This window comes from Labedella gwakjiensis, from assembly GCF_003014675.1.
Classification (GTDB): Bacteria; Actinomycetota; Actinomycetes; order Actinomycetales; family Microbacteriaceae; genus Labedella; species Labedella gwakjiensis.
Map to the genome: position 1 here is coordinate 886,799 of NZ_PYAU01000001.1, position 21,804 is coordinate 908,602.

Genomic DNA, 21,804 nt, shown 5'->3' on the forward strand with positions numbered 1-21,804 from the left:
TCCGTCCTCCCCGTCGAGCACCCCGCTCGACCACCCCACTGTCGACGATGGGCGAGGGCGCGCCCGGCCGTCCGGGCGGTGCGGTGGACGGGGTCGACCCGAGGAGGTCTGTGGACGACGAGTGGAGCGGACAGGGTCCGGAATCGCCCTGTGCAGGACGGGACGAGTGGTCCACAATGGGCGAATGGACTTCGACGCCCCGACGACGGAGTCGGCGCAACCCTTCCGGATCAACTTCGTGTGCGCCGGCAACATCTGTCGTTCCCCCATGGCCGAGGTGGTGTTCACACACCTCGTGACACGCGCCGGCCTCTCCTCCCGCGTCGGAGTCGCGTCGTCGGGCACCGGTGATTGGCACGTCGGCGAACGCGCCGACGAGCGCACCATCGCGGCCCTCGCCCGTCGCGGCTACGACGGCCGCTCCCACCGGGCGCGACAGTTCGACCCGGAATGGTTCGACGGCCTCGACCTCGTGGTCGCCCTCGACCGCAGCCACGAGCGCATCCTCCGGTCGTGGGCGACGAGTGAGGAGGACCGCGCGAAGATCGGCCTGCTGCTCGGATTCGACCCCGGACAGGCCGCGCTCGCAGACGTCCCCGACCCCTACTACTCGGACGATCGGACCTTCGACGAGGTTCTTGGGATGATAGAGCGGGCGTGCACCGCACTGTTCCGCCAACTCGAACCAGCAGTCCGTCAGGGAGCCACACTATGACCGCACTTCCCCCTCAACCGCTCAGCCCCCTGGACGGTCGCTACCGCGCCGCCGTGACGGAGCTGGGCGAGCACCTCAGCGAGGCGGGTCTGAACCGCGCGCGGGTGCACGTCGAGGTCGAGTGGCTGATCTTCCTCACGGACCGGTCGATGTTCGGGTCGAGCCCTCTCGACCCGTCTCAGCGCGACGGGCTCCGCGCCGTCGTGAGAGACTTCGGACAGGCCGAGATCGATGAGCTCGCCACCCTTGAAGCCACCACCCGTCACGATGTGAAGGCCGTGGAGTACCTCGTCCGCTCGCGCCTCACGACGCTCGGACTCGATCACATCGCCGAGCTCACCCACTTCGCGTGCACGAGCGAGGACATCAACAACCTCTCGTACGCGCTCACCGTCGCCGCCGCCGTCCGCGAGGTCTGGCTTCCGAAATACCGCGGTGTGATCGCGGTGCTGAGTGCCCGCGCCCGCGAGTTCCGCGACGACGCGATGCTCGCGCGTACCCACGGTCAGCCCGCCACGCCCACCACGATGGGCCGGGAGATCGCCGTGACCGCCCACCGGCTCACCCGCATCGCGACGCAGATCGAGGGCACCGAGTACCTCGGCAAGTTCTCGGGAGCCACCGGCACGTTCTCCGCGCACGTCGTCGCCGACCCGTCGGCCGACTGGCCAGCGCTGTCCCGCGAGTTCGTCGAGGGCCTCGGGCTCACCTGGAACCCGCTCACCACGCAGATCGAATCGCACGACTGGCAGGCCGAGCTCTACAACCGCGTCTCGCACGCCAACCGCGTGCTGCACAACCTCGCGACCGACGTGTGGACCTACATCTCGATGGGGTACTTCCGCCAGATCCCGCAGGCCGGCGCGACGGGCTCCTCGACCATGCCTCACAAGATCAATCCGATCCGCTTCGAGAACGCCGAGGCGAACCTCGAGCTCTCCTCGGCGCTCCTCGACTCGCTCGCGGCGACCCTCGTGACCTCGCGCCTCCAGCGCGACCTCACCGACTCGACCACGCAGCGCAACATCGGCGTGGGGCTCGGGCACTCGCTCCTCGCGCTCGACAACCTCACGCGTGGGCTCGGCGAGATCGACCTCGATCGTCCGGCCCTCGCCGCCGACCTCGACTCCAACTGGGAGGTGCTCGGCGAGGCCATCCAGACGGTCATCCGCGCCGAGGTGGCCGCCGGTCGCTCGACGATCTCCGACCCGTACGCGCTGCTCAAGGAGCTGACGCGCGGGAAGCGCATCGGCCACGACGACCTCACGGCGTTCGTGAGCGGACTCGACATCGGCGACGAGGCGAAGGCCCGCCTCCTGGCCCTCACGCCGGCGACGTATGTCGGTGTCGCCTCGGAGCTCGTGGACTACCTGCCCTAGCCCCTGCCCGGTAGAGCGTTTGCGCCGATACGCGGCGGCACACCACCGCCTATCGGCGCGAACGCTCTACCCGGCGACGTCGCCGATCGACGGGCCCGACAGCGGTACGCGCGGCGATCGACCGGTCAGTGCGAGGACGGGCGGTCCTGCTCCTCGATGTCGCGCTTCTCGTCGTCGGTCGGCGCGACGGACAGCGCGAACATGGCCAGCAGCACGAGGGCCACGATGAACGCGACGCCGAGTCCGATGAGGCCGATGACGAGGTCTCGTGTCGACATGAAGGCGATGAGACCGGTGAAGACACCCATCGCGCCGGCGAGGGCGAGGAGTTCGACGGGCTTCAGCACGTCGCGCATGCTCGGACGGTTCTCCTTGGTCACGATGCCGACCTCTCGTCGCGGGCCGGTTCGTCCGTCGCGGTGTCACGTACGCGCTCGCCCTTGAGGGTGAACGCGCCGATCGCGAGGTAGGCCGCGATGATCGCCGCATATGCGCCGAAGAGCCCGACGGCCATGATGGAGGTGGTCATGGTGCCCGAGACGCCCTGGGCTCCCGAGAAGTTGGTGGTGAAGTCCGGCGGCACGGCGAGGAACGCGATGCCGAGGATGACCGTGATCGCGCCGACGACCGTCCAGTCGCGGGCGAGGACGGTGCGCTCGCGTCCGATCACGCCGGCGACGAGCTCGAGGAGGCCCGTGACGACTGCCCACGCGACGACGAGGTAGACGTAGGCGGGAGGAGTCGGGGCCGCGAAGGAGAGGGCGAGGGCCGCGATCGCGGCGACGCCCGAGACGGCGGCCTGGACGAGGAAGAGGGTGCGCGACGCACGGTCGTCACCGAGGCGCGAGGCGCCGAAGACTCCACCGAGTACACCGGCCGCGAGGGCGAACACCCCGAACACGAGGAGTCCCATGATGCTCGAGTGGTCGAGCGAGAACGTGGTCACGAGCGCCGCAATGGCCGCGACGACGGCGCGGACGAGCGGGACGGGCCAGTAGGTCCGGGCGATTCCGCTCGTCGAACCGAGCGTTGCGCGGGGGTCGACTCCGGCGGGGTGAGCCACGGTCAAGGCCTCTTTCGGTGGGTGCTGTGGAACCCCTCCAGTCTACGTGCTCGCCCTGGGAGGACGGACGGGGTGGCGGACGGCGTGCGCCTCAGCCGTAGAGCTCACCCACGGGCACAGGGACGCTCAGGACGTTGCCGGGTTGTGCGAGCGGGCAGGCCCAGGCCGGGTCGTACGCGCACGACGGGTTGTAGGCGAAGTTGAGGTCGATCACGATGGTGCCGGCGTCGATGTCCGAGCCCAGATCGGCGCCCTTGATGGTGTCGAGGAGGTAGCGGCCTCCGCCGTACGTTCCGCCTGGATGCCCGGCGAGGGCGTCGCGGACCGGCACGAAGAGGCCGCCGCCGTACGTGGTGAGGCGCCACACGTCGAGCGAGCCGGCGTTCGGGATCTCGACCTTCCCGATGCGCTCGAACGGGACAATGCCGTCCGTGCCCGTCGGGAACTCGAAGCCGCCCGGCTCCGCTGCGACGATCGGGAGCTCGAAGCGCCACGCCGGGTCGTACGGCGCGATCGGCAGGCCGTTGAAGCGCTCGCGCTCGTCCGGCGACAGCGGGCTCGCGGGGTGGGTCCCCATGAGGTCGTCGCGGCCCGTGCTCCAGAGCTCGTGGGCCGTGGCGGGGTCGTCCGTCCGGCGCACCTCGTCGTACAGGGCGAACACGCTGCGTCGCCAATCGGCGACCTCCAGGGCCGTCCGGGCGCTCTTTTCGATCATCCGTTCAGGGTACGCCAGGTGGGAAGGGAGGGAGCCGGACGCGGGGCAGTCCGACCCCTCACGGTCGCCTGTCGTGCTCCGCGACGGCCACGCCCTCGACGCCCTGAGCCAGGTGACGCTTCGTTACACGACTCCCGGTGTCTTTCCGCGAAGCCGACCTATGATCTCGCTACCCGTCGCCGAAGAGGCGCCCGTCACGAGGAGCACGATGTCTACCCCCACCCGAGCAACCATCGGCGACCAGGTCGCCGAATTCAACGTCGGATTCAACGAGACGGTCGGACCGGATCTCGCAGCGGTCTTCGCTGCGGAACAGTCCGATCTGACGGTTGCGGGAGTCCCTCACGGCACCGTCTCGGTGGGTGAGGTCCTGCCCGAGGCGGATGTGGTCGGCACGACCGGGGCGACGGTCGCCCTCTCGGATCTCCTCGGCGACGGCGCCTCCGTGCTCGTCTTCTACCGTGGGGCATGGTGCCCGTACTGCAACATCACGCTGAAGCACTACAACGAGACGCTCGCACCCGAACTCGCGGAACGGGGGGTCGCATTGATCGCGATCAGCCCGCAGACGCCGGACGGATCCGCCGCGGCCGTCACCAACGGCGACCTCGGATTCACGGTCGTCTCCGACCCGTCGAACACCCTGTCGGGCGCACTCGGCATCGTCACAGCACCCAGTGCGGCTGCACAGGAAGCGCACACGGCGCTCGGATTCGCCGTCAAGGACAGCAATGCCGACGCCACTCCGGCGATCCCGTACCCCACGGTCGTCGTGGTCGACGCGGACCGGGTCGTTCGGTTCGTCGATATCCACGTCGACTACACGACGCGCACCGAGACCGAGGAGATCCTGCACGCAGTCGACGCTGTGTGACCGGCGGGCGATGTCGGGAGCGCCACGGCCCGCCTGACACGCCGAGCTCGCGGAGTGCCTAGATCGGTGCCATGTCCGTGAAGCGGGAGAAGTGGCCCTGGAAGGCGACCGTGACCGTGTCGGTGGGGCCGTTTCGGTGCTTGGCGACGATGAGGTCGGCCTCGCCCGCTCGCGGGTTCTCCTTCTCGTACGCGCTCTCGCGGTGGAGGAGGATGACCATGTCGGCGTCCTGCTCGATCGAGCCCGACTCGCGCAGGTCGGAGATGGCGGGCTTCTTGTCGGCTCGCTGCTCCGGTCCACGGTTCAGCTGCGAGAGCGCGATGACGGGCACCTGCAGCTCCTTCGCGAGGAGCTTGAGGGCGCGGGAGAACTCCGAGACCTCCTGCTGGCGGCTCTCGACGCGCTTGCCCGAGGTCATGAGCTGGAGGTAGTCGATGACGACGAGTCGGAGGCCCACCTTCTGCTTCAGGCGGCGGCACTTCGCGCGGATCTCGACGAGCGTCATGTTGGGGCTGTCGTCGATGTAGAGCGGAGCGTCGTTGATGCGGCCGCGCACCGAGGCGATCGTGGTCCAGTCGCGCTGGTCGAGTGTGCCCTTACGCATGCTCTGCAGCGGAACGGAGGCCTCGGCCGACATGAGGCGCATGGCGATCTCTGACCGCCCCATCTCCAGGGAGAAGAAGATGGCCGGCATGTTGTGCTTGATCGCCGCGGCGCGCGCGAGGTCGAGCGCGAGCGTGGACTTACCGAGAGCCGGACGCGCGGCGATGATGATCATCTGGCCGGGGTGGAGTCCGTTGGTGAGCTGGTCGAGGCCCGAGAACCCGGTGGGCACACCCGTGAACTGACCGTCGCGTCCCTTCGCCGCCTCGATGTCCTCGATCGCTGCGTCGACGGCGACGTTGAGCGGCACGTAGTCCTCGGTGTTGTCGTTGGCCGCGACCGAGTAGATCTCCGCCTGCGCGTTGTTGACGAGGTCGAGGACCTCACCCTCCCCCGCGTATCCCATCTGGACGATGCGGGTGCCGGCCTCGACGAGGCGGCGCAGGAGCGCGCGCTCGGCGACGATCGAGGCGTAGAAGCCGGCGTTCGCGGCCGTGGGGACGAGAGCCGTGAGCGTGTGGAGGTAGTCGGCTCCACCGGCGCGCTGGAGGTCTCCGGTCTTGATGAGCTCGTCCGTGACGGCGATGACGTCTGTGGGCTCACCGTGCGAGTAGAGCGAGAGCAGGGCGTCGAAGATGATCTCGTGCTTCGGGACGTAGAAGTCGCCACCGCGCACGGTCTCGACGACGTCGGCGACGGCGTCCTTCGAGAGCATCATGCCGCCGAGGGCGGACTGCTCCGCGAGCAGATCGTGGGGAGGGGTGCGTTCGCCCTGGCGCCTCTCGTCGGAGGAGAACTCGTCCGTGAGACCGAGATGAGCGATCGACATACGACCCTTCCTGAGTGGTGTGGTGCTCTTCCGATGCGTGGCGTGCCCTCGTGCCCAGACGTCCCACGGGACACCGGCCTCCCGGCCGCGCCCGCTGACGGAAACGACCGGCAGCCGTTCCGCCGACGCCTGTCGTGCCAGTCAATCGGGAACCTCTGACACTCGCGTTCCGAGCATCGTCGCCCGCCGCCTTCCGGCGTCGCCCCACCCTATGGATGGTCCTCCCGGCCCGCCAAATATGACCTGTGGATAACCCTGTGGGAAAGATGGGCGAAACGCCGCAGAGCTTGTGCAGACAGCCTGTGGACAACTTGGGCGGTGACCACCTGTCTCAATAAATAAATAAGCCTTGATCAGGTTCTTAGACTTTCCACTGGTTGTGGGTAAAAACAGCCTCAACCAGTGCTTGAGAGTTTGGATTTGACTTTCGACCTGTGCACAAGTGGGCGCCGTGATGGCCCGGATTTCAGCCGGGGAGAGAGCGCGATACCGGAGCATTTCTCACCTTCACCGATCCTCTACGCGACTCGACCAGTAGCGCGAGGGGACGCGAAAGGGCGGCGACCGGATCGGAATCCGGTCGCCGCCCTTTCACGGCGTCACAGGCGGCTGAACGCCGCCGGAGACTTACTTCGCAGCGACCACCTGGAGGGTGATCGTCGCCGAGAGGTCCTCGCGGAGACGAAGGCTCGCCTCGTGCGTGCCCACGACCTTGATCGGCGTGGGGATCTCGACCTTGCGACGGTCGATCTCACCGAGACCGGCGGCCTTGACGGCCTCCGCGATGTCGGTGGTCTTGACCGAGCCGAAGAGACGACCCTCGTTGCCGGCCTTCACGACCAGCTTGACGGTGTTCGACTCGAGGTTGGCCTTGAGCGACTGGGCCTCTTCGAGCGTCGCGAGCTCACGGGCGGCGCGGGCCGCCTTGATCTGCTCGATCTGCTTGGCACCGCCACGCGTCCAGGAGACGGCGAAGCCCTGCGGGATGAGGAAGTTACGGGCGTACCCGTTCTTGACCTCGACGATGTCTCCGGGGGCACCGAGGCCGGTGACCTCGTGCGTCAGAATCAGTTTCGACATGGGGGCGCTCCTTAGCGGCCAGAACCGGCGTAGGGAAGCAGTGCCATCTCACGCGCGTTCTTGACGGCACGGGCGATGAGGCGCTGCTCCTGGACGGAGACACCGGTGATACGGCGAGCACGGATCTTGCCGCGCTCGGAGATGAACTTGCGCAGCGTGGGGACGTCCTTGTAGTCGATGACGCCAACACGGATCGCCTTCGCGGGGGCAGCGTTCTTCGCGCCCTTCCCGCGGGCGGGCTTGCGGCTCGGGCCGCCAGACTTTCCAGCCATGTGGTTTTCCTTTACGTATGAAGAGTGTTCTCACCGGTCGGGGCGCAGAGCGCCCGACCGGTTGTGAGGATCAGAAGGGGGTGTCGTCCGAGTACGAGCCGGGGGTGTTCCACCCATCGGCCGAACCGGAGTTCGACGTGGCGGGGGCACTCGCGGCCCACGGCTCGTCGGACACGGCGGGAGCGCCGCCACGACCGCCGCCGCCACCGGCACCGCCGGAGGACTGCGCCCGCGTCACCTGAGCGGTGGCGTAGCGCAGCGAGGGGCCGATTTCGTCGATCTCGAGTTCGATCGACGTGCGCTTCTCGCCTTCCTTCGTCTCGTAGGAGCGCTGCTTGAGGCGACCGGTCGCGATGACGCGGCTGCCCTTCGTCATCGATCCCGCGACGTGCTCGGCGAACTCCCGCCACACGCTCGCCCGGAGGAACAGCGCTTCGCCGTCCTTCCACTCGCCGGAAGCCCGGTCGAAGGAGCGAGGGGTGGAAGCGATCGTGAAGTTGGCAACCGCCAGCCCGTTCTGCGTGTAGCGCAGCTCGGGGTCTGCCGTGAGGTTGCCCACGACGGTGATGATCGTCTCGCCGGCCATGGGACTAGGCGTCCTTCGCGGCAGCCTTGGCGGGGGCCTTGTTGGCGCGTTCGGCCTTCGCCTCTGCACGCTTCTTCTCAGCGGCGACGAGAGCGAAGCCCTCTTCGGCGCGGAGAACCTTCGTGCGCATGACGGCTTCCGACAGCTTCAGCTGGCGGTCGAGCTCGTCGGTCGCGGTCGAGTTCGCCGTGAAGTTGACGACGGCGTAGATGCCCTCGGTCTTCTTGTTGATCTCGTAGGCGAGGCGACGGCGGCCCCAGATGTCGATGTTGTCGATCGTTCCACCATCGTTGCGGATGACGTTGAGGAACTTGTCGAGACTCGGAGCGACGGTGCGCTCGTCGATCTCGGGGTCGAGGATGACCATGAGTTCGTACTGATGCGTCACTAACCCACCTCCTTCGGACTTGAACGGCTGCAGACGGTCTGCAACAGGAGGGTGCGTAGCATCGTTGCAACGCGGGAAACGGATCGAGTCCACGCGGGCAACCTCCCCAGCGTAACGGACTTCGGCTCGCGGCGCCATGTGCGGCCGCCGCGAAAGGCCCAGCCCTCCCTTCGCCCCCACGCGGTGGACCCCTGTCACACGCAGCATTTGAGCGCGGTTACACCGCTCTACTGGCGCAACAGCGCTCAAAAGCTGTCTGCGAGGGACGGAGAGGGAGGGGACCGGGCTCGGTGCCGTGGTCGGGATCAGAGTGGTGATTGAGATGCTCATCGTGTTCCTTTCGTGAAGACCGGACGCGGTTGGCGCCTGGCGGTTGTGATTCCGTATCGCGCGAGAAGCGCGACGAGACGCGCGCCGTCCGTGGCGTCATTCCAGAGCCAGCGGACGACCGACGCGCCGGTGGCACGGAGATCGTCCTCGCGGCGTTTCTCCGCCCAGACGATGTCGGCGACCTCTCTGTCACCACCGCCGCTCATACGGCCGTACTTCACTCGCCCGTCGAATTCGCCGATGAGCGAAGCATCACTCCACCTGAAATCGACTCGCCGCATCGCTCCAGACGGGCACTCGACCTCGGTCTGGAGGTCCGGCAGAGGGACTCCCCACGGGAACATCTGAACGCGACTCAGCGACTCCCCGACGCTCTCGGCACGTCCGTCGGCGAACGACACCGCATCTCTCGCGCGCCGGACACCGGCCGCGCCGGCGATTGCATCGAGCCGCGCGACGAGCTCGTCGCGAGCGATCCGCGACGTTCGCGCGTCCCATCGCGGTCGGGCCTCGACCGTATCGACGGCTGCATCGAGCGCGACGACGGCCGCGGCGAAGGATTCCGTCCTCGCGAGATCGAGCAGTGTGAGCGGGAGCGATGTGACAAGGAGGCCGTCGATCTCGACGACGTCGGAATCGGCCAGCTTGCGACGGTGCCATGCGATAGCGGATGCACGCCGACGGACTGCCGGATCGGTGATGGCGTGGACGAAGGCGCCAGGAGGGTCGAGCAGCGGGAGACCGTGAATCACAGCAGCCGAGGTGTGGGAGAAGACAGCATCGACGCGTCGTGTCTCTGCGACCGCCTGAATCCGAATGCGGTGCCGAGACGTCGCATCAGCCCCGTCCCAATCCTGACGCCGTATGTGAACGCCTCGACGGATCCGGACACGCGCAGCATCGTTCGACGGCCTCCGCTGCCGCCCGATGTCACGGAAGTCCCGGGATACCGCCAACTCGGGGCGGCTTGTCGCCGAATGCACGTTCTCCATGCGGCGAGCATGGCGTGTGAACCCCTCGCACCTCGGACGGGTCCGACGATCTGTGCAGACCGCGCCCCCCGCCTCGCTGTGGACGACGAACGCACCTCAGCCGTCACCCGACCACCCAGGTGCAGCTTTTGAGCGTGTTTTCACCGGTGCAACGGTGCGAACACGCTCAAAAGCTGTACTTGGTGGGGCGGGGGGGGGGGAGGGAACGGAAGGGGTCAGCCGGCCAGGGCCGTGTTGGCCGCGTCCTGGGCCTGGCGCAGGCCGTCCTCCACCGTGACGTCACCCGTGAAGATCGAACGGAGGATCGGGTCGTACTCGTCGAACGCCTTCGCGAAGTCCGGTCCGGTCGGAGCCGGGATCGTCGTGTCGCCCACGACGTCGAAGAACGGCTCGACGTCGACGCCCTCGTTCTCCCAGTAGTCGAAGAAGGTGCTCTGCGCGTCGGTCACACCGGGCACGGCGGTGCCGGACTCTCCGAGAGGGGCTGCGCCCTCTTCCGAACCGAGCCACTCGAGGACATCCGCGATCGCGTCCTGCTTCTCCGACGCGGCGTTGCCGGCGACGACGACGCCGTTCGTCACCGACACGCGACCGGCCGGGCCCGACGGGATCATGGAGACGCCCCAGTCGAAGTCGGCGCCGTCCTGGACGTTCTTGAGGTTGTAGATGCCCGACTGGAACATCGCCATCTTCCCGTCGATGAACGCGTCGCGGCTGAAGTCGCCGTCCTCGTTGGTGTCCGCGGGGTCCGGGGCGACGTGGTCCGAGCGGATCTTCGAGACGAGGTAGGAGATGGCCTCGACGGTCTTCTCGTCGTCCGCGAACGCGAAGTCCTCTCCGTCCTGGAACTGGCCGCCGTTCGAGCCGATGAACGGCAGCATGATCGCCTGCAGGTCGTAGGCGAGGTTGGTGCCGTACTGGCTGACGGCCCCGGCGTCGAAGCCCTCAGCACCCGCAGCGCGGCCCGACGAGTCGAGCGTCAGCGCCTTCGCCGCCGCCGTGTAGGTGTCGTCCTCCGGGTCGGGCGACCACGTGAGGTCCTCGAGATCCTCCGGCGTGAGCCCGGCCGCCTCGAGCAGCTCGGTGTTGTAGTACACGGCGATGCCGGCGTCGTAGAGCTGCGGCACCCCCCACAGGGTCTCGTCGCGCGTGAACTGGTCGACGACGGACGGCTCCCACGCGTCCTTCGCCGCCTCGCCGAGGGTCTCATCGATGTTGACGAGGCTCCCGGCGTCGGCGTAGGCGCCGTAGTAGGAGTTGTTGACCCAGAAGAGGTCGTCCATGGTCTGGTCCGCCACGTCGGTGCGGAGGTCGGTCCAGTAGTCCTCCCAGCCCACGACGTTCACCTGGACGTCGATGTCCGGGTGCTCCTCCTCGAAGGCGTCGAAGGACTGCTCGTACGACTCGGCCACGGTCTCGTCCCACAGGCGGAACGTGACGGTCGTGGGCTCATCGGCCGACGACCCCGCCTCGGGGGCGCAACCGGAGAGGAGGACTGCGGCGACGGCCGACAGGGCGACCGTCCGGGCAATGCGAGGTGACATGTTCGTCCTTCGTGACGTCGGTTCGACGGCACCGCCGAGGACGGCACCGATCGATCGGCCGACGCGTGCAGGATGTCGGCCGACGGGCGGAGAGTCGCGCCGTTCGCGACCTCGGGTTCCGCCCCGCGCGGCCGCGCACGACGTCCGAGGGGACGCGACGGCCATGGACAGAATACGCCCGTCGACCCGGGAAGGCCCAGTGAGGGTGGCCTCAACACACCGGAACGGGCAGCCCAGGACTCCCGGACGGCCGCCGCCGAGGGTCAGTCGGACCGGTCGGCCCACCAGGCGAGCAGGCGCCGCTCGGCTTCCTCGGCACCGAGCGGACCCTCGTCGAGACGCAGCTCGAGGAGGAATCTGTACGCCTCGCCGACCACACGACCAGGGGGGACGCCGAGAACCTCCTGGATGCGGTTGCCGTCGAGGTCGGGGCGGACGGAGTCCATCTCCTCCTGCTCGCGCAGGGCCGCGATCCGCTCCTCGAGGTCGTCGTAGGCGAATCCGAGCCTGTCGGCCTTGCGCTTGTTGCGGGTGGTCACGTCGGCACGCGTCAGCATGTGGAGCCGCTCGAGGAGCGGGCCAGCGTCGCGGACGTACCGACGAACCGCCGAGTCGCTCCAGGCCGCCTCGGTGTAGCCGAAGAAGCGCAAGTGCAGCTCGACGAGCCGCGCCACATCGCGGATCGTGTCGCCGTCGTAGCGCAGCGCTGTGAGGCGCTTCTTCGCGAGCTTCGCACCCACGATGTCGTGGTGGTAGAAGGTGACCCCGCCGGCCTCCGTGCGCTTCGTGGCGGGCTTGCCGATGTCGTGGAGGAGCGCGGCGAGGCGCAGAGTGACATCGGGCGCTTCTCCGGGGTGGCGTTCCTTCTCGTAGCCGATCGCCTGGTCGAGCACCGTGAGCGAGTGCTCGTACACGTCCTTGTGGTGGTGGTGCTCGTCGATCTCCAGGCGGAGCGCCGGGACCTCGGGCAGGAACCGCTCGGCGAGACCGGTGTCGACGAGGAGCCGGATGCCCTCGCGGGGGGCGTCGGTCGAGAGGAGCTTCGTGAGCTCCCCCTGGACCCGCTCGGCACTCACGATGTCGAGAGTCGCGGCGCGGTCACGCATCGCCGCGCGCGCGTCGGCATGCACGGAGAAGCCGAGCTGGCCGGCGAAACGGGCGGCCCGGAGCATCCGCAGGGGGTCGTCCCCGAAGCTCACGTCGGGGTCGATCGGCGTGCGGAGCACACCCGAGACGAGGTCCTCGACACCACCGGACGGATCGACGAGCTTCACCTCGGGGATCCGCAGCGCCATCGCGTTGACGGTGAAGTCGCGGCGGACGAGGTCGCCATCGAGGGTGTCGCCGAAGGCCACGACGGGTTTGCGGGTCTCCCCGTCGTACTCGTCGGCGCGGTAGGTGGTGATCTCGACGGTCTCCCCCGCGATGCGCGCGCCGATCGTGCCGAACTCGCGCCCGATGTCCCACTGCGCCGTGGAGATGGGCGTGACGATGCGCAGGATCTCGTCGGGACGGGCGTTCGTCGTGAAATCGAGGTCGTTGGTGCCGCGATCGAGCATCGCGTCACGGACGGGACCGCCGACGAGAGCGAGCTCGTGCCCGGCGTCGCGGAAGGCCTCGGCGAGTGCACTGACGGTGGGGTGGCCGGCGAGAGCCTGCAGGCGCACGAGAGCCTCCGCCATGTTCACGACCATGGCACCCATCGTATCGGCGGCCGGCGGGGCGCTCCGTCGCGCCCGGTCGACCTGTGGGTCGACGGGCGCACGCGCCGGGCGCACTCAGCCGTTCGCGGCCGTCGCGTAGCGGTCGGCGAAGTCGGCGACACTGTCGTTGTACTCGAGGTTCGGGTTGTAGGAGTGCACGGCGGCGACCCAGTCGGCGGGATCGGCGAGGTCGCGATCGGAGCGGCACAGGTAGCGCGCGGCGGTGAGCACCGCGTCGTCGATCTGCTGCGGATCGGCCGCGCCATCGGCGTTCCCGTCGGATCCGACGATGGCCCACGTGCTGGGGATGAACTGCATCGGGCCGACGGCACGATCCCACTCGGTGTCGCCGTCGAGCGCTCCCCCGTCGGTGTCGGGCACGGCGAGCACACCGTCGCCGTCGAGCGGGATCCCCACGATGGGAGGGGTCGAGACGCCGTCGCGGTCGAGCGCACTGTCGAAGATCGTCGCGTGCACCGTCTCGACGCGGCCGATCGCCGCGAGCGTCGTCCACTCGAGGCGGCAGGAGGGCTGCTCCTCCGCGAGCCGCAGGGCCGCGCCGGCGTAGGCGGACAACGGCCGGATCGGGATGCCGGTTCGGCCGGCGATCTCGGCGACCCAGTCGGGGTCGGCAAGCGAGGCGATGGATCGATCGGCGGGGATCGGGACGGCGTCGATCCGGCTCGACTCCACGATGGGATCGGCGGCGCCGGGAGCAGCTCCGGATCGGTCGTCCACCGTGGATCCGGCCCCCGTCGCGAGGGCCACGAGCGACACGATGACGCCGAGCACGAGGACAGACGCGACGACAGCGACGACGACGAGACCCGACGACGCGGACCGGCGTCGCGAGCGGCGACCGGGCGGGCGGCGTCGCGAGCGACGAGCGGTCACCGCCGCGGAATGGGACGGGCGGCGGACGCCGGCGGGAAGACGATCATGACGTCCCCGAGTGTAGACGGCGCTCCTGACCGTGCTCCGGCGACTCCGGCACCTCCCGGGTAGGCGCGGCGCGGCTACCGTGACCGCGGCGCGCCGACGGCGATCAGGCGGAGACGGCGAGCGCCATGAGCGCGACCGATGCGGCCATGCTGCCGAGCTCAGCGATCTCGAGGCGCGAGCGACGTTCCCGTGCCGCCTGCACGGCCACCCCCATGACCACGATCGTGAAGACCGCGGATGCCATGAGGACGACGGATGGGAGGAGACCGGTGAGGGAGGTCGCCGCGTGATGACCGGTCCCGACCCCGGCAGTCGAGGTGTGGCCGACCGCCCCGCCGACGGACGCAGCCATGAGAGCGGCGAGCCCTGCCATGACGAGGCTTCCCACGGCGACCAGCGCGACCATTCCGTTCGATCGCCGCCGGGCCGATCCCGACCCCTGGCCGGTTCGTTCGGGGTGGGTGTCCTCGCCCGACCGGCCACCGAGAGCGACGACGCCGAGAGCCGTCGCCACGAGCACAGCGGTCCACACGACGGGCGGGACGGAGACGACGCCGAGCGCGAGGTCCACCATCACGACGAGCATCACGATCGCCGCCCACAGCTCGGCGCCGATACGCCGGCGACCCGCGGTGCAGCAGACACCGAGGGTCGCCGGCAGGAGCGCCGCGACGTGCAGCAGATCCGTCACAGGCCGGTCAGTGCTCGTGGTGCGCGTGGCCGTGGTGCCCCTCGGCACCATGGCCAGCGTGCTCGCCGTGCACTCCGGCGCCCGGCGACATCGAGCAGTGCGCGTCCGCCGGGGCCGGCACGTTGAGCGCCGGGTTCCGATCGAAGAATCCGTACGGCTTGAGGGTGAACTTCGCGTAGTCCACCGGCATGACGGGCCAGTCCTCCGGCCGCGGGAAGTGGGTCGGGCCGAACGTGTGCCACACGACGATGTCCTCGCCGTCGACCGGGGCGTCGTCGGCGATGAACCGGCTGAGTCCGTCCCCTCCGGGGTTCTGGTGCACGAAGTCGCCGGCCGCGTACCGCTCCGCCGGGTCGTACCGGGTGACGAAGAGGTGCTTCGTGGCGAACTCGGCCCGCTTGGCGATCGACGATGAGGCGTCGGCCATGAGCGTCGGTGCGTCCTGCGGGTACAGGACGTAACCGGTGGGTCGCCCCATCGCGTTCGTCTTGTCGGCGCTCGAGACGAGCCAGCTCCGGGCGACCGACGCATCGGCGGTGCGCCCCGACTCGGCCTCGCCGCGGATCCGCGTGACGCGCTTCGTGAAGGCGTTGCCGTTCGGGTTGGTCTCGCTCACGGGCAGCCGGACGGCGTCGATCTCGTCGACCGCGTTCGCGACGCCGTCGACCATCATGTCGAGCCGGGCGGAGAAGAGGTGCTGGTGGTACGGCGCTCCGAGCCCCGGGGCTACCTCGGAGGCGAAGGGGTAGGCGGAGCCGTCCTCGGCGTCGCCGGGGTACGAGGACGTGAAGAGCACACCCGTGAGCTTCGCCTCACACTCGATCGTGCCGTCGAGGTAGAGGTACCAGTAGAAGCCGTAGTCGTAGTTGCCCACCGTGGTGAAGAAGGAGATGACGAGGCGCCGGCTGCGCCGGACCTCATTCGACCCGGTGAAGAGGTCGCTGTGCTTCCAGAGGGTCCCGAAGTCCTCCTCGTGCATGCAGATGCCGTTCGGGATGACGCGGGGGGCGCCGAGCTCGTCGGCGACCGTCACGTCGAAATACCGGATCTCTCCGACGCAGTCGCACCCGAGCTCGAGCGAGTTCGTGTAGCGGCCGAAGAGGTACTCGCCTGTATCGAAGTAGTTCTGCCAGAACCGGACAGGGCTCGGGTCGCCGTAGGGCACGAGCATCTCGTCGATCGACGCCCGGTAGATCACGGGCCGCTCGACGCCCTGGTCGTCGAAACTCAACTGGCGGAGCACGAGGCCCTCGCGCACGTCGAAGCCCACCTGGAAGCGCCAGTTCGCCCACGTGATCATGTCGCCGTCGACGTCGAAGCTCGCCCCCTCCGGCTGCGTGATGACGATCGGCTTGAGGGTGTCGAGCGGTGCGCCCTGGAGGGCAGGGTCGTCGAAGTTGCCGCTCGTCGAGGGGATGGGCATCACCTGGTCGTCGATGAGACGCGTGATGCGACGGTTGGCCGCGTCGACGTAGGCGCTCAGACCGTCGACGGGGTGCGCCCACGGGTGGTCCTCCGGGTAGTCCTGCTTGAACGCGAGGACACGGAGGATGCGGAGCCCCTTCTCCTCGGGGAAGTCGTACGAACCGGCAGAGAGCGGTACACACATGACCTGGTCGACGGTGAGCCCGCGCTTCGCGAGCGCCTCGACCCAGCGCGGGTCCTCGGCGACGATGGTCCAGATCTCTTCGAACTCCGCGTCGAGGATGGGGAGCTGTCCGCGGGAGCCGTCGAGAACCTGCGTCGTCGAGAACGTGCCGGCCGTGAGGGACACGACATTGTCGGTGGACCGACCCGTCGCCATGTCGAGGAGGAGCACGCGAGCACGGCGCTCGGGCAGCGGACCGTCGCCGTCCTGCCACGCGAGCACCTCGCGCTTGTGGGGCTCGTCGAGCCCGACGTACGCGAACCGAACGGTCTCGGTGAACTCGGCGGAGCCCGCCACGATCGAGCGGATCGTCTCGAACTCGGCGGCCGTGAGGTTGCTGAGCGGGTGGGACCCACCCGCTGCTCCCGTGCTCTCGTCTGTCGTGTGGAGGTCGGCGATGGTCATGGTGCGTCCTTCGGTTTCAGGTCGGGCGTTTCAGGAATGGGTTCGGTTCGAGAACTGGGGCGGTTGATGCACCGGCTCAGGAGGAGATCGCTTCGGTGAGTTCCGCGTAGGTGGTGGGAGAACGGCGCTGGAGGATCACGCCCTGCACCCATCCGATGAGGGGGAAGACCACGATGAGCGCCAGGAGGGACACGCTCACGGCCCCGAAGGTCGGGGTCCCCGTCGCGTCGACGTCGCCGACCATGATCGGGAAGTACGCCACGATGACGCCGGACGAGACGACGAGTCCCACGAACCCGAGCACCGGTGCGATCACCGTGTTCCAGAGCCGTGCGTCCGCCGAGCGGTTGCGGCGGAAGTAGGCGATCACGGCCACGCTCGTCGCGGCCATGAGCACGGCGATCGCGAGTGTCGCGACTCCCGCGAACCACGTGAAGACCTGCAGCACGGGGTCGAGCCCGAGCACGGCGAAGACGGCGATGAGGACGGCCGCCGTGAAGGTCTGGACGAGGGACGACGCGTGCGGGGAGAGGTGCGTCGAGTGCACGTCCCCGAGGCGTGCCGGCAGCACGCCGGCGTTCGCCATCGAGTGCTGGTACCGCGTGAGCACGTTGTGGAAGGAGAGGACGCACGCGAACATGCTCGTGATGAGGAGCACGTTGATGATGACCTCGCCGACGACGCCGAGGTACTGCGCGGTCGTCACGATGATGAGGGAGCCGGCCTCGTCGAGCGGCACGTCGAGGATGCCCTCAGGGCCGACGGCCATCACGAGGCCCCACGAGGCGAGGGTGTAGAACACGCCGATCCCGATCACGGCGGCATACGTGGCCCGCGGGATCGTTCGGTCGGGGTCCTTGGCCTCGTCGCGGAAGATCGCCGTGGCCTCGAAGCCGATGAAGGCGGCGATCGCGAACATGAGCCCGACACCCGGGCTGCCCGAGGTGAGGTTCTCCATCGTGAAGGGAGCGAGCGACAGCCCCTCCGGAGCGTTCCCACCGAACACGACGGCCGCGACGAGCGCGAGGACGATGCCGATCTCGCCGACGAGGAGGACACCGAGCACCTTGGACGACAGGTCGATGTGGCGGTATCCGAGCAGACCGACGAGGGCGATGACGGCCAATGAGTAGACGTACCAGGGGATGTCCGGACCGCCGAGGCCGCTGACCGTGACCTGGAGGATATAGCCGACATAGCCGTGCACGCTCACCTGGATGGTCGTGTACGTGAGGAGCGCGAGGTACGCCGCCGCGAGCCCCGACTTCCGGCCGAGCCCGTATCCGACGAAGGTGAAGAACGCCCCGGGCTTCGGCACGACCTTCGTCATCGCCGCGAGTCCCACCGAGAAGAGAAGGAGGATCACGGCGGAGATCGCGTAGAGGCTGGGGAACCCCGCACCGTTGCCGAGGAGGATGCCGAGAGGTGCCGCTCCGCCGATGACGGTGAGCGGAGACGCCGCGGCGACGACCATGAACACGATCGCGGTCACGCCGAGGGAGCCCTTCAGCGCGCGGTCCTTCTGTATCGTTCCGGCGGTCTGCGCCGGGTCCTTCATGACGGTCACGGGGTCTCCTGTTGTCGGGTCGGATGATCGGGGGCGGAACATGAGCTGGCGGTGCTGGCCTCCACTGTGGTGCGGCCGCGTTGCGGCGGTGTCTCCCGGGCGTAACGACTCGTCGGGCGTGAATGAGACAGCGACGGGCGGGTGTCTCATTCAGGGTTGACCCGCACGAAACACGGCCGTCGTCCAGACGCAACGACGCACTCGTATCGTGAGCGGCGACCCAGGAAAGAACTGCCATGACTGCACTCGAACGCGCGATCAGCGACCCACGACCCGTCGACGGCATCGGCGCGCGATCGCCGATGCACGGGCTGGCCCGCCGCAGCATCGGCTTCGCCGACGTTCTCGGTCAGTCGGTATCCGCCACCGCTCCATCGGCCGCGGCGACGACGGTCCCCCTCCTCCTGAGCGTGGTCGCCGGGGCCGCCCAGGTCTGGTCGCTCGCCCTCGCGGCGGTCGTCGCCCTCCTCGTGGCGCAGGGGGTGAACGAGTTCACGCGTCGCGTCGCGGCGACCGGGTCGCTGTACACGTTCGTCGCGAAGGGCCTCGGTACGCGGGCGTCGTTCGTCACCGGGATCGCCCTGCTCACCGGTTACGGCTTCGTCTCGATGTTCGCGCTCGGCGGCGCCGGAACCTATGCGGCCGCCCTGCTCGCGCGCGTCGTCCCCGGAGTGGACACGTCTCCCCTCGTCCTCGGGGTGACGATCGCCACGATCGCGGCGGGGGTCGCCCTCGTGCTGGCTCGCGGCATCCGCGTCTCGACGCGTGTGGCACTCGTCGTGGAGGCCGTCTCCGTCGCGATCATCCTCACTCTCGTCGTCGTGCTCCTGCAGGCGATCGCTCCGCGCGCCGACTGGAGCGCGCTGTCGCCCGCCGCGGTCTCGCCCTCGTCTCTCGCCGTCGGCGTGGTCCTCGGCCTCACGGCTTTCGTGGGCTTCGAGAGCGCCGCAGCCCTCGGTGTCGAGGCGCGCACTCCGTTCCGCAGCATTCCCCGCGCGATCGTCTGGACGGTCATCGTCTCCGGCGCCGTCTACGTCCTGTCGAGCACGAGCTTCGTTCTCGGCTTCGAAGTCATCGGCGAGACGATGTCCGAGAGCGTCATGCCGGTCGACCAGCTCGCCTCCGCGTTCGGGGTCGAATGGGTGGGGGTGCTGCTCGATGCGAGCATCACCGCGTCGTTCGTCGCGTGCGCGATCGCGTCGATGACGGCCCTCGTGCGCGTGCTCTTCTCCATGGGGCGGGAGGGGCTCGCGCCGGCGGTACTCGGGAACACCCACTCGCGCTTCCGGACGCCGTTCGTCGCCGTCGTGGCGTCGACGCCGCTCGTCGCCTCGATCCCCGTCGTCGCCGCCCTCGCCGGCGCGGGCGTCTGGGACACGATGCAGGTGCTCATCGTCGTGGCGGCCGGCGGATACATCACCGCATACGTCCTCGTCTGCGCGGCAGCCCCCGTGTTCCTGCGGCGCATCGGCGAGCTGACGTGGCCGCCGGTCGTGCGCTCCATCGTGACGGTCGCGCTCCTCCTCGGCGTCCTCGTCGTGTTCCTCGGCGAGGAGTCCCGGAGCGAACGCTCGCTCGGCGTGTGGGTGTTCCTCGCCGTCATGGTCGCCGGCCTCGCCTGGGCGCTTTTGCGGCACCGGAGCGTGCCGGGACTGCGACACCGCATCGGCGTGCACGACGAGCCCATCGCGAGCGACGTGCTCGGTGGAGCCCTCCGATCCGGAGGGACGGAACGGTCCGGCGGAGGGTGACGGTGAGCGACGCGGGGCGTGCACCCGACGCGACGGAACGCGGTGACGATCCCGGGAACGACCGCCCGTCCCGTCCGTTCGTCGACGACCTCCGCGCGCGTCAACCGAAGGCGATCCACAGCGCCCTCGCCGTGCTCGAAGAGGTCGCGGCTCGCGGCGCAGGGGTCACGGCGCGCGAGCTGTCCGACGCGCTGAGGATGCCGCGCGCCACGACGTACAGGCTCATCAACCTGCTCGTGCAGGAGGAGTACCTCGTGCGTATGCCCGACCTCACGGGCTTCACACTCGGTCGGAAGGTCCTCCAGCTCGCCCACCTCGTGGCGCCGTCTCCGCCGCCCCGGGCGGCGCGCGAGGTCATGACGCGGTTGCGGTCGGGCATTCGCGGCGGCGTGCACCTCGCTCGGTACGACACGGACCGGATCGCCGTCGTGGATGTGGACGAGGACTTCCCCCTCTCGGACGAGAGCCGCATCGTGAGGGAGTGGGACGCGTCGGCGATGGGGCGGCTGCTGCTCGCCGAGCGGGACGTCTCCGAGACGCCGACCCGCTCGACGCGGTCGGTCGCCGCCATCGTCGAGGACACCCGTAGAGCGGGATTCGCGCGGCAGGTCGACGAGCTCGTACCCGGCTTCGGTTGTCTCGCCGTACCCATCCGGGACGAAGGCGGCCGTCTTGTCGCGAGTGTGTGCTTCGCCGCGCCCCGTTCCCGCATCGAGCAGCCCGGCGACGTCCTCGAGATGCTCGAGAACGGAGCAGAGGAGCTCGGCCGGCTCCTCGTCTGAGGCCGGGCCCGCGACCCTACGGCTCAGGAGCCGACGATGTCCATGACGACCTCGACGACGTGGTCGAGAGCGATTCCCTCCGCCCGGCGGACGGCATCCCGGACGGGCAGGAGGTAGCTGCCGTCCTTCGGCCAGAGCGACGTCCTCCACTCCGTGCCCCCGATGCGCGCGGCGACGGGGATCATGCCCCAGCCGTACGACACGACGGGCGCGAGAGACGCGATCAGCTCGGCCTCGTCCGGCGGCACACGGACGAAGTGGAACGGCGAGGGACCTCGCCAGTGGAAGACGGCGCCCGTGAACGCGAGTCGTGCGGTCATGGCGTCGCTCAGAACGGGTTGCGCGCGTGGATGGCGCGCGAGGCGGCGACGACGAAGCCGGCGGCAAGAGCTGCGGCGATCACCGCGAGCGCCCAGAGCAGCGGGCTCGGACCGTCGACAGCGCCCGAGACCACGAGCGCGGCACCTGCGAGAGCTCCGAGCCCCGCGCCCGCGGCCGCTCCCCCGACCGGGCGTCGTCGGATGAGCGCCCGACCGGCCAGCGCTCCGAGGACGGAACCGATCCCCGCCAGCAGGCTGTAGCCGATGCCGACGATCGCGGCGGCGAAGGCGGCGGAGACCGTGGACGGCACCTGGATGGCCGGCGGCAGACCGGCAGCGAGCGGCGGGACGAGAAGCGGGAGGAGGGTCACGAGACCGCCGAGCGCACCGACGGCGACGGCCTCCACGGGGAGGAGGAGGATCGCGCGGCCCGCTACGCGCGCCTGCGTCCGCCGCGGGTCGTCCTCGTCGGCGGCTGTGAGGTCGGAGGAGATCGTCGTCATGGCTTTTTCCCGGGCTCGGCGGTGCTCGATCGTCTGCGCCCACCCTATGGCGACCGCACGAGACCGGCCACTCCCCCGTGGGGGCCTCATCACGCGAGGGCTGCAGTTCGCTACCGAGGGCG

22 protein-coding genes are annotated in these 21,804 nt (G+C 69.1%); 5 read left to right on the forward strand and 17 right to left on the reverse strand.

From position 1 onward, the window contains the following. Positions 1–184: 184 nt before the first annotated feature. Together CLV49_RS04140 and purB are read left to right on the forward strand one after the other, a co-directional pair. Complete coding sequence (locus CLV49_RS04140) at positions 185–715, forward strand: low molecular weight protein-tyrosine-phosphatase (protein ID WP_106562400.1); 531 nt, start codon at positions 185–187, stop codon at positions 713–715. Further along, positions 712–2,094 carry an adenylosuccinate lyase gene (purB, locus tag CLV49_RS04145; protein WP_106562401.1) on the forward strand — a complete coding sequence of 461 codons (1,383 nt, stop codon included), beginning with the start codon at positions 712–714 and terminating at the stop codon, positions 2,092–2,094. The genes CLV49_RS04140 and purB overlap by 4 nt, the downstream gene beginning before the upstream one ends. Before the next feature lie 125 nt (positions 2,095–2,219). Here purB and CLV49_RS04150 read toward each other — a convergent pair whose 3' ends face one another. The 3 genes from CLV49_RS04150 to CLV49_RS04160 form a co-directional block, all read right to left on the reverse strand. Next, complete coding sequence (locus tag CLV49_RS04150) at positions 2,220–2,474, reverse strand: hypothetical protein (protein WP_243696718.1); 255 nt, start codon at positions 2,472–2,474, stop codon at positions 2,220–2,222. After that, positions 2,471–3,157 (reverse strand): DUF308 domain-containing protein, encoded by a 687-nt coding sequence (locus CLV49_RS04155; protein WP_106562402.1) that lies wholly within the window; start codon positions 3,155–3,157, stop codon positions 2,471–2,473. Before CLV49_RS04155 ends, CLV49_RS04150 begins: the two co-directional genes overlap by 4 nt. A gap of 91 nt (positions 3,158–3,248) precedes the next feature. After that, on the reverse strand, positions 3,249–3,872 hold the full coding sequence (locus CLV49_RS04160; RefSeq protein WP_106562403.1) for a DUF1684 domain-containing protein: 624 nt from the start codon (positions 3,870–3,872) through the stop codon (positions 3,249–3,251). Positions 3,873–4,080: 208 nt separating this feature from the next. Between CLV49_RS04160 and CLV49_RS04165 the strand changes: the two genes are divergently transcribed. Next, positions 4,081–4,746: a peroxiredoxin-like family protein gene (locus CLV49_RS04165; RefSeq protein WP_106564875.1), complete on the forward strand. Its 666-nt coding sequence runs from the start codon at positions 4,081–4,083 to the stop codon at positions 4,744–4,746. A gap of 58 nt (positions 4,747–4,804) precedes the next feature. Here the strand turns inward: CLV49_RS04165 and dnaB are convergent, their stop codons facing one another. The 12 genes from dnaB to CLV49_RS04225 all read right to left on the reverse strand — a co-directional run bounded on the left by dnaB (position 4,805) and on the right by CLV49_RS04225 (position 18,317). Beyond that, positions 4,805–6,178 carry a replicative DNA helicase gene (dnaB, locus tag CLV49_RS04170; protein WP_106562404.1) on the reverse strand — a complete coding sequence of 458 codons (1,374 nt, stop codon included), beginning with the start codon at positions 6,176–6,178 and terminating at the stop codon, positions 4,805–4,807. Positions 6,179–6,805: 627 nt separating this feature from the next. Next, a complete protein-coding gene (gene rplI / locus CLV49_RS04175; RefSeq protein WP_106562405.1) occupies positions 6,806–7,258 on the reverse strand; it encodes a 50S ribosomal protein L9 in 453 nt (150 codons plus the stop codon). An 11-nt stretch (positions 7,259–7,269) separates the two neighbouring features. Further along, the gene (gene rpsR / locus CLV49_RS04180; RefSeq protein WP_106562406.1) at positions 7,270–7,530 is read right to left on the reverse strand and encodes a 30S ribosomal protein S18; all 261 of its coding nucleotides are present in this window, start codon (positions 7,528–7,530) and stop codon (positions 7,270–7,272) included. Between the two features lie 70 nt (positions 7,531–7,600). Further along, positions 7,601–8,116 carry a single-stranded DNA-binding protein gene (locus CLV49_RS04185; protein WP_106562407.1) on the reverse strand — a complete coding sequence of 172 codons (516 nt, stop codon included), beginning with the start codon at positions 8,114–8,116 and terminating at the stop codon, positions 7,601–7,603. Between the two features lie 4 nt (positions 8,117–8,120). Further along, complete coding sequence (rpsF, locus tag CLV49_RS04190; protein ID WP_106562408.1) at positions 8,121–8,504, reverse strand: 30S ribosomal protein S6; 384 nt, start codon at positions 8,502–8,504, stop codon at positions 8,121–8,123. 326 nt (positions 8,505–8,830) lie between these two features. Continuing rightward, the gene (locus tag CLV49_RS04195) at positions 8,831–9,586 is read right to left on the reverse strand and encodes a hypothetical protein (protein ID WP_106562409.1); all 756 of its coding nucleotides are present in this window, start codon (positions 9,584–9,586) and stop codon (positions 8,831–8,833) included. A 455-nt stretch (positions 9,587–10,041) separates the two neighbouring features. Beyond that, complete coding sequence (locus tag CLV49_RS04200; RefSeq protein WP_106564876.1) at positions 10,042–11,370, reverse strand: ABC transporter substrate-binding protein; 1,329 nt, start codon at positions 11,368–11,370, stop codon at positions 10,042–10,044. A 263-nt stretch (positions 11,371–11,633) separates the two neighbouring features. After that, positions 11,634–13,064, reverse strand: a complete 1,431-nt coding sequence (locus tag CLV49_RS04205; RefSeq protein WP_424978785.1) for a CCA tRNA nucleotidyltransferase — start codon at positions 13,062–13,064, stop codon at positions 11,634–11,636. An 84-nt stretch (positions 13,065–13,148) separates the two neighbouring features. Next, positions 13,149–13,967, reverse strand: coding sequence for a lytic transglycosylase domain-containing protein (locus tag CLV49_RS04210; protein ID WP_243696719.1), 819 nt, complete (start codon positions 13,965–13,967; stop codon positions 13,149–13,151). 151 nt (positions 13,968–14,118) lie between these two features. Beyond that, positions 14,119–14,706, reverse strand: coding sequence for a hypothetical protein (locus tag CLV49_RS04215; RefSeq protein WP_106562411.1), 588 nt, complete (start codon positions 14,704–14,706; stop codon positions 14,119–14,121). A 7-nt stretch (positions 14,707–14,713) separates the two neighbouring features. Then, positions 14,714–16,759, reverse strand: a complete 2,046-nt coding sequence (locus CLV49_RS04220) for a primary-amine oxidase (protein WP_106562412.1) — start codon at positions 16,757–16,759, stop codon at positions 14,714–14,716. Between the two features lie 76 nt (positions 16,760–16,835). Beyond that, positions 16,836–18,317: an APC family permease gene (locus CLV49_RS04225; protein WP_106564878.1), complete on the reverse strand. Its 1,482-nt coding sequence runs from the start codon at positions 18,315–18,317 to the stop codon at positions 16,836–16,838. 245 nt (positions 18,318–18,562) lie between these two features. Between CLV49_RS04225 and CLV49_RS04230 the strand changes: the two genes are divergently transcribed. Beyond that, positions 18,563–20,077 carry an APC family permease gene (locus tag CLV49_RS04230; protein WP_106562413.1) on the forward strand — a complete coding sequence of 505 codons (1,515 nt, stop codon included), beginning with the start codon at positions 18,563–18,565 and terminating at the stop codon, positions 20,075–20,077. Positions 20,078–20,079: 2 nt separating this feature from the next. Next, positions 20,080–20,859: an IclR family transcriptional regulator gene (locus CLV49_RS04235; protein ID WP_243696720.1), complete on the forward strand. Its 780-nt coding sequence runs from the start codon at positions 20,080–20,082 to the stop codon at positions 20,857–20,859. Between the two features lie 23 nt (positions 20,860–20,882). On the opposite strand, the gene CLV49_RS04240 is transcribed toward CLV49_RS04235, so the two are convergent. Then, positions 20,883–21,179 (reverse strand): DUF1905 domain-containing protein, encoded by a 297-nt coding sequence (locus CLV49_RS04240; RefSeq protein WP_106562414.1) that lies wholly within the window; start codon positions 21,177–21,179, stop codon positions 20,883–20,885. A gap of 8 nt (positions 21,180–21,187) precedes the next feature. Continuing rightward, positions 21,188–21,682: a hypothetical protein gene (locus CLV49_RS04245; protein ID WP_106562415.1), complete on the reverse strand. Its 495-nt coding sequence runs from the start codon at positions 21,680–21,682 to the stop codon at positions 21,188–21,190. Between the last annotated feature and the right edge of the window lie 122 nt (positions 21,683–21,804).

What these genes read in the sequence shown, in the direction of transcription:
- CLV49_RS04140 (WP_106562400.1), top strand. Translation starts at nt 185, where the DNA reads ATGGACTTCGACGCCCCGACGACGGAGTCGGCGCAACCCTTCCGGATC.
- purB (WP_106562401.1), top strand. Translation starts at nt 712, where the DNA reads ATGACCGCACTTCCCCCTCAACCGCTCAGCCCCCTGGACGGTCGCTAC.
- CLV49_RS04160 (WP_106562403.1), bottom strand. Translation starts at nt 3,872, where the DNA reads ATGATCGAAAAGAGCGCCCGGACGGCCCTGGAGGTCGCCGATTGGCGA.
- CLV49_RS04165 (WP_106564875.1), top strand. Translation starts at nt 4,081, where the DNA reads ATGTCTACCCCCACCCGAGCAACCATCGGCGACCAGGTCGCCGAATTC.
- dnaB (WP_106562404.1), bottom strand. Translation starts at nt 6,178, where the DNA reads ATGTCGATCGCTCATCTCGGTCTCACGGACGAGTTCTCCTCCGACGAG.
- rplI (WP_106562405.1), bottom strand. Translation starts at nt 7,258, where the DNA reads ATGTCGAAACTGATTCTGACGCACGAGGTCACCGGCCTCGGTGCCCCC.
- rpsR (WP_106562406.1), bottom strand. Translation starts at nt 7,530, where the DNA reads ATGGCTGGAAAGTCTGGCGGCCCGAGCCGCAAGCCCGCCCGCGGGAAG.
- CLV49_RS04185 (WP_106562407.1), bottom strand. Translation starts at nt 8,116, where the DNA reads ATGGCCGGCGAGACGATCATCACCGTCGTGGGCAACCTCACGGCAGAC.
- CLV49_RS04200 (WP_106564876.1), bottom strand. Translation starts at nt 11,370, where the DNA reads ATGTCACCTCGCATTGCCCGGACGGTCGCCCTGTCGGCCGTCGCCGCA.
- CLV49_RS04205 (WP_424978785.1), bottom strand. Translation starts at nt 13,064, where the DNA reads ATGGTCGTGAACATGGCGGAGGCTCTCGTGCGCCTGCAGGCTCTCGCC.
- CLV49_RS04220 (WP_106562412.1), bottom strand. Translation starts at nt 16,759, where the DNA reads ATGACCATCGCCGACCTCCACACGACAGACGAGAGCACGGGAGCAGCG.
- CLV49_RS04225 (WP_106564878.1), bottom strand. Translation starts at nt 18,317, where the DNA reads ATGAAGGACCCGGCGCAGACCGCCGGAACGATACAGAAGGACCGCGCG.
- CLV49_RS04230 (WP_106562413.1), top strand. Translation starts at nt 18,563, where the DNA reads ATGACTGCACTCGAACGCGCGATCAGCGACCCACGACCCGTCGACGGC.
- CLV49_RS04240 (WP_106562414.1), bottom strand. Translation starts at nt 21,179, where the DNA reads ATGACCGCACGACTCGCGTTCACGGGCGCCGTCTTCCACTGGCGAGGT.
- CLV49_RS04245 (WP_106562415.1), bottom strand. Translation starts at nt 21,682, where the DNA reads ATGACGACGATCTCCTCCGACCTCACAGCCGCCGACGAGGACGACCCG.